Annotated in this window: 6 protein-coding genes; 5 read left to right on the forward strand and 1 reads right to left on the reverse strand. The window is 59.4% G+C overall.

Annotated features, from left to right (window positions below):
- Positions 1 to 567 precede the first annotated feature (567 nt).
- From AC01FP_RS15810 to AC01FP_RS15830, 5 genes are all read left to right on the forward strand, one after another.
- Entirely contained in the window at positions 568 to 1071 is a 504-nt protein-coding gene (locus AC01FP_RS15810; RefSeq protein ID WP_474481632.1) for a L,D-transpeptidase family protein, read from the forward strand.
- Positions 1068 to 1682 carry a hypothetical protein gene (locus AC01FP_RS15815; RefSeq protein ID WP_474481633.1) on the forward strand — a complete coding sequence of 205 codons (615 nt, stop codon included), beginning with the start codon at positions 1068 to 1070 and terminating at the stop codon, positions 1680 to 1682. The genes AC01FP_RS15810 and AC01FP_RS15815 overlap by 4 nt, the downstream gene beginning before the upstream one ends.
- Positions 1660 to 1950 carry a hypothetical protein gene (locus AC01FP_RS15820; protein ID WP_474481634.1) on the forward strand — a complete coding sequence of 97 codons (291 nt, stop codon included), beginning with the start codon at positions 1660 to 1662 and terminating at the stop codon, positions 1948 to 1950. Before AC01FP_RS15815 ends, AC01FP_RS15820 begins: the two co-directional genes overlap by 23 nt.
- A 946-nt stretch (positions 1951 to 2896) precedes the next feature.
- A complete protein-coding gene (locus AC01FP_RS15825) occupies positions 2897 to 3070 on the forward strand; it encodes a hypothetical protein (protein WP_474481635.1) in 174 nt (57 codons plus the stop codon).
- Between the two features lie 952 nt (positions 3071 to 4022).
- Positions 4023 to 4358, forward strand: coding sequence for a hypothetical protein (locus AC01FP_RS15830; protein ID WP_474481636.1), 336 nt, complete (start codon positions 4023 to 4025; stop codon positions 4356 to 4358).
- 302 nt (positions 4359 to 4660) lie between these two features.
- Here the strand turns inward: AC01FP_RS15830 and AC01FP_RS15835 are convergent.
- Positions 4661 to 5250 (reverse strand): hypothetical protein (locus AC01FP_RS15835; protein ID WP_474481637.1); only part of this gene is annotated, 590 nt, incomplete at its 5' end.

Genomic DNA, 5250 nt, shown 5'->3' on the forward strand with positions numbered 1-5250 from the left:
TTTGATCGCATTATGCCACCTTAATTATTGATAGCCTGCGTCCTAGGGTTTGGTGTAAATCCCTGGGAAGCAGGCGGACGCGGCCTGTTGGTACTAATGCTGAAATCTCTTCCGCAGTGTTTTGTCAACTATTCGAACACGCCCCTTGAGTGGTCAGGCCACCTCAGATCCACTGTTACACCGTAAGCTTCTTGCCTGCCACTCAGGAGCAGCGTATCCACATCTGAGCGCGTGTCCCGTGACGCAAGCATCGTGAAGCAGACGATCAGCAGCGGTCTGCTTGTGCAATAGCGGGGCTGGCAAAGGCAGTGGTCAGCGCCACTCCCCATGACCACCCCGATGAGCGCCGAGCGATTTAGTGATCGCTTCCGCTTCTACCGCGACCAGCCGCAGCAGCAACGCGGCGTTCAGTAGCTGTTTGAGGCAATCAGCAGCACTGAGCGCGGCGAGGAGATCCTCTGCGAGCAGGCGCCCTGGGCACTCACCTATAGCGAGGAGCCACCAGCACCAGCAGAGCCGCAGCCTCCTGCTGGTGGCCTTGATCCCCGCGGTTCAGAGGAAGCCGGCATGGCCGGGCCGCAGAAGCCGGCACCGGTCAAACCGGGTGATTCCTACCTACTGGTGAATGACCGCGATGAGGACATGGAGGCCTATGACCACAGCGACCAGTTTCTCTGGAAGCTCCACTGCCTGGCCCGCGGCCAGGGTGCTGACACCGACTGGAGCCACACCAACACCGACACCCCGCCCGGTCTCTACAAGCTGGGCCAGCTGTATGCGGACTACGAGCAGAACCCCAATCCCCCGTGCTCCGATACCGCCATGGGCTACGGCTGGTATTCCTTCGACATGGAGGAGCTGGAGGGCCAGGAGGTCAAGGCCGGCCGGGCCGGAATCATGCTTCACGGCGGTGGTTCGGCCTGCGGCTGGCCTGGGGCCTGGGCTCCGCAGCAGCCCCTGCACCCCACCCTTGGCTGCATCCGTATTCACAACGCCGATCTACACGACAAGGTGCTGCCCCTCTACCGCCAGGGCACGGTCTATGTGGGGGTGTTTCAGGAAAAAAAGTGACGGCAGGGCCCGTAGACCAGGAGTCCGGGTCCCACTCCAACCTCCAGCACTGGCTGGAGTTCTTCTGCAGCAGCGCCGTTACCGAGGCCAGCCTTGGCGTCATCAAGCCGCTCAGTGCAGAAGAGGCCTGCGGCTTCCTTGGCTGCATGGTCATCGAGACCGGTGAGCCGGAACTGGAGAACCTCGATGTAATCGAGGCAGGCAGTGGTGCCGGTCGCGGGGCCATGCAGTACACCGGCGTGCGGCGCAGCGCCTATGACGCAGCGCGTATACAGGCCATCGCTGAGGGCATCGATCCCAACAGCAACAGCTGGCAGCAGCTCTACTTCGCGGAGGAGTACGAAGGGCTGCACGACCCGCCCGAGGGCTCGTTAATCGCCTGGACCCGCGTCTTTGAGGACCGCCCCTCTGGCATGGATCCAGCAGCAGCGGCGGCCTACTGGACCGGTTCAGCCGCAGCGGCTGAGGGTTACTTCAGGCCCGGCACACCGCACCTAGAGCGGCGCCAGGCAGAAGCCCAACGGGTCTGGGGGTTGTTGCAGGGCGGTGAGCTGCACCTGCCGCAGGAGGGGGAAATGGAGCAGGGCTGTGGATACACGACCACCGGCTGAAACTCCCGGGCCAGAGCAGCAGCCCAAGCCGCCGTTCAACCGCGAGCGGTTCATCTTTAAGACCCTGGCGGTGGTGATCGGCACCCAGCTGCTGATCTATTCCCTCGCCGCTGGGGTCTGCGGCCAGCGGGCGCTTGAGGGCCGTCCTGTTGGTCAGGTCTGCCCCGGCACGCTGGAGCAGTTGCAGGGCGGCTTTGATTCCACCCTCAAGCTGCTGCTGGCTCTGCTGGGTGGGGCAGCGCTGGCGCGGATGGCGCCTCCATCTTGAGCACGATCAAGCTCTTGCGCTCACGGACTAGGCCGCAACACCAGCCAAACAATCAGCAGCATGCTGCCGGTGCTCACCAGCGTAAAAATCCAATCGGCGTAGGGAGTCCAGGGCATCCACCCAGCCTGCACACCTCGGAGAAGAGGCTGAGCACGGTGTGCCTAGTACGCAATGGGGTAATGGGGACTAGGCGTTGCCAGGAGGGAAACGGGTGCAAATCATCGAGAGGCCTGATTGGCGGTGGCCTATGGAGCGGCCTATGGGTCCTCCCTGGTCCGATTGGATTGTGGATAGTTTCGCGCCGCAAAGTATCTCTAGGCACAACCTAAAACCTATGAGACAGTAAACATCTAAACCACAAAAGAGTCCGCTAAGGTATAAGCAGCCCCACCCCTGTCTCCGGGGATGTGGGCCTGTCCCTCCTAAACCTTAAAGAGGACACATGCCTATCTCGATTTCAGATGCCGCGGCTGCTTTGGGGTTTCGGTCCCGGTCCACTCTTTACCGGCTGCTGGAGCAGGGACTTCTGAAGGACTGGGAAAGGGAAGGCCCGAAAGGTCAGCGCTGGCTGGAGCTGGAGGGCCTCCAGGCCAGGGTCCAGAAGTGTGTGCGTCTTCAAAGCAACAGCCCCAGGGAGAATGCGGATTTAATGGAGGTGGACCGCCGAACCCTGACCAAAGAGACATCGGACGCCTCACAGTTCTGGCAGCGGGTGGCCCCGGTGGCCAATGGGTTCCTGGATGTCAGCTGCTGGGGGCCGCCGCCGTGGTCTACGGATCGGTGGGTAACCCTTTGCCATGTACTGGAGATGGCCATGGAAGAGGTCCAGCTGGAGACCTCCAGAGATGTATCCGGACATCTGAACAACCCAGTTACTACTGGGATCTGAGCGGACTTCCCAAGTGATAAGCGGAGGCCCACACGCCCTACCGGGTCTGCCTCGGCCATGCGGCCCAAGGGTGAGACCCTCCTACAAGCTCCCGAGGCCATGGCCCAGGCCGCGGCGGACCTTCTGCTGGAGGTGATGCAGGACCCGGGCCTCCAGACCCGTTACCTCCGAGATGTCCTCCCCCTGGTGGCTGAGGTCCACCTGGGAATGAGCTGGGCCGAGACCCACTGAGGCCGTGGGGCTTGATTCTTTCCACAATGGAAGCCCCTCAGTCACCACGCCCTAATCATTCGGATTCCTGGTAGCGCAGTTCTTCTCTAAGTGTTTCAGGCATTCGGACCACTCTTTTCCAGTCTTTGAGCACTGAGCGATTTCCTCCGGGGTGACTTCGCAAAGCGGAGAAGAAGGCTTCGGTTGAGATGAAAAAACAGAGGGGCAGCTGATGTACTCAGAAGCGCAGTATCTGAGGTAAACATCTAAAGCAACGAGGGACGCCCCTCCTAGAACCACTAAGCAAGCTCCCCGCAGGAGCCATTTGGTCATCGGATCCATAGGTGCAGGCTCGCAAGGTCTAGTCAGATTGTCCACAGAAGGACGTCTGAAGATGTCTCTGGAGCTCTCCAGCCTGCTAGCCCAGGCCTCCCCCCGAAAGCCACGGAGGCCGGTGGCGGAGAGGATGCTCACCATCCGGGTCTGTGATGTCCGGCCCCTGGTGGAGGTGAACCAGCAGACCATCCGCCTCCCCCAGATGGGTGATTCCCTTTCCCTCCTGTGGAGGTGGCGGAGCGGGGGATGCCTGGGGCCTGAAGCGGCCTCGGCCATGAACGCCAGACAGAGACAAGCCAGGGAGGGGAGGCCCGCAGCAGAGCCCCAGCTGGACCGTGGAGCCACCGGAGGATGGCATCTGGATCTGGTCTGCCCGCTCTGCTCCAGAACTTGCCGAAGACTGTTCGCTCCTCGCTGGAGCCAACCCGCCCGGCCATCCAGTAGGCCCTGGGGATGCCGCTCCTGCCACCGGGTGACCTACGAAAGCAACAACAGGCCCGGAAGCAGCAGAGGCCGCCGCCTGTCCCGTGTCAATCAGGTTGATGGGCGCTCAAACAGATTGTCGTCGGACAGCCGCCCTCCCAGCTCCCGCTACCGGAAGCACGAGGAGGCCGCCCTGAAAATCCGGAGGGATTTCATGGGGGTGGCCCCGGAGGAGCTCCACCTCCCGAGCCTGTTTCTGGCCTGGAAGCCTCCCGGTTCCACCCTTCACTGGGAGAGATGGGAGGCCCTCCGCCAGCTATGCCTGGCCCACGAGAACCTCAGCATGGCCGCCTGGTCTGAAGCCATCCACCGCCTGGCTCTCCAGGTGGGGGTGGATGCCGAGGCCCCGGACCACAGGCTGGAGTTCAGTAGAGCCCAGGAGCTGCTGAAGGAGAACAGCTGGGCGGACCAGACAGAGCAGCTGGTGAGGCAGGGGGTGGCAGCTGCCTGGACCTGGCATCCCCCCTTTATTCACGCGAGAATAGAGTAAGTAGCCTCACATGATCCTTGACAAAATCAAATAATCTTTCAGTCATTATTGCCTGTCTAGTCCTGGCTGTGTTGCCTGCATGGGGTCACGATCAGAGCGATTGGGGGAATAAAACACCAGATTGCCTCCAGTTGGCTTACGCAATAATGAACGGAGAGATAGGATTTTCAAAGGGATCCGTCTATGGGGACCTCCTCCCTGGAGCGCTGATCGATGGGCCGGGCTGGCAGGTGTTATTCAAATAGCCAATAAGGCATTAACTCCTCCCGCCAATTGAATTCCCTCAGATATACTGATCTTTACTATTGGCAGACAGAGGAAATAATTTCCTCTCCCACGCTGCCAGGATTGAACTCCTTAAGCTCGACATATCTACCTTCTGGCTGAAGATTGTAAGCGTATATCTGGAGTATCTTGCGTGCGCAAGACACATAGAGATAAGCCTCCTCGCTGGACATATAATCTGAGCGCATGCCATAACTTTTAACCATACTCAAAAGCCATGTGAGGACATTTCCATAATATGGATGCTGAAAATCCCAATGATTTTCCTTGTTAACGTAGTAAATTTGGCCGCTGGTGGTCTCCGCAATCTTGACCCAAGGATCCACAGAAGAGGGACATAAATACTTGTATGCAATCCAGCCCATGGAATCCTTGCTAGTTGCTGGCGTGATCCAGTTTCTCAAGGGAGAAGTATCTTCGCTCCGATAAGATCCGTCATCGCATTCGAACACATATCGCTCTCTTTGGGTAATCCCAGCGAGCAGATAAGAGAAATCAGCCCGCCTGTAGACAACCCCCTTGTAATTAACGCTCTTGATATTCTTTATAGAGTCAAGCTTGACAAATATAGGCGAATTCCCCGGTTTGCCTCCAGCCAACCTCTCGG

It is taken from the genome of Cyanobium sp. NIVA-CYA 375 (assembly GCF_056108345.1).

Coding starts and splice junctions, on each gene's coding strand:
- AC01FP_RS15830 (WP_474481636.1), top strand. CDS start 4,023: ATGGGGGTGGCCCCGGAGGAGCTCCACCTCCCGAGCCTGTTTCTGGCC.
- AC01FP_RS15810 (WP_474481632.1), top strand. CDS start 568: ATGGCCGGGCCGCAGAAGCCGGCACCGGTCAAACCGGGTGATTCCTAC.
- AC01FP_RS15825 (WP_474481635.1), top strand. CDS start 2,897: ATGCGGCCCAAGGGTGAGACCCTCCTACAAGCTCCCGAGGCCATGGCC.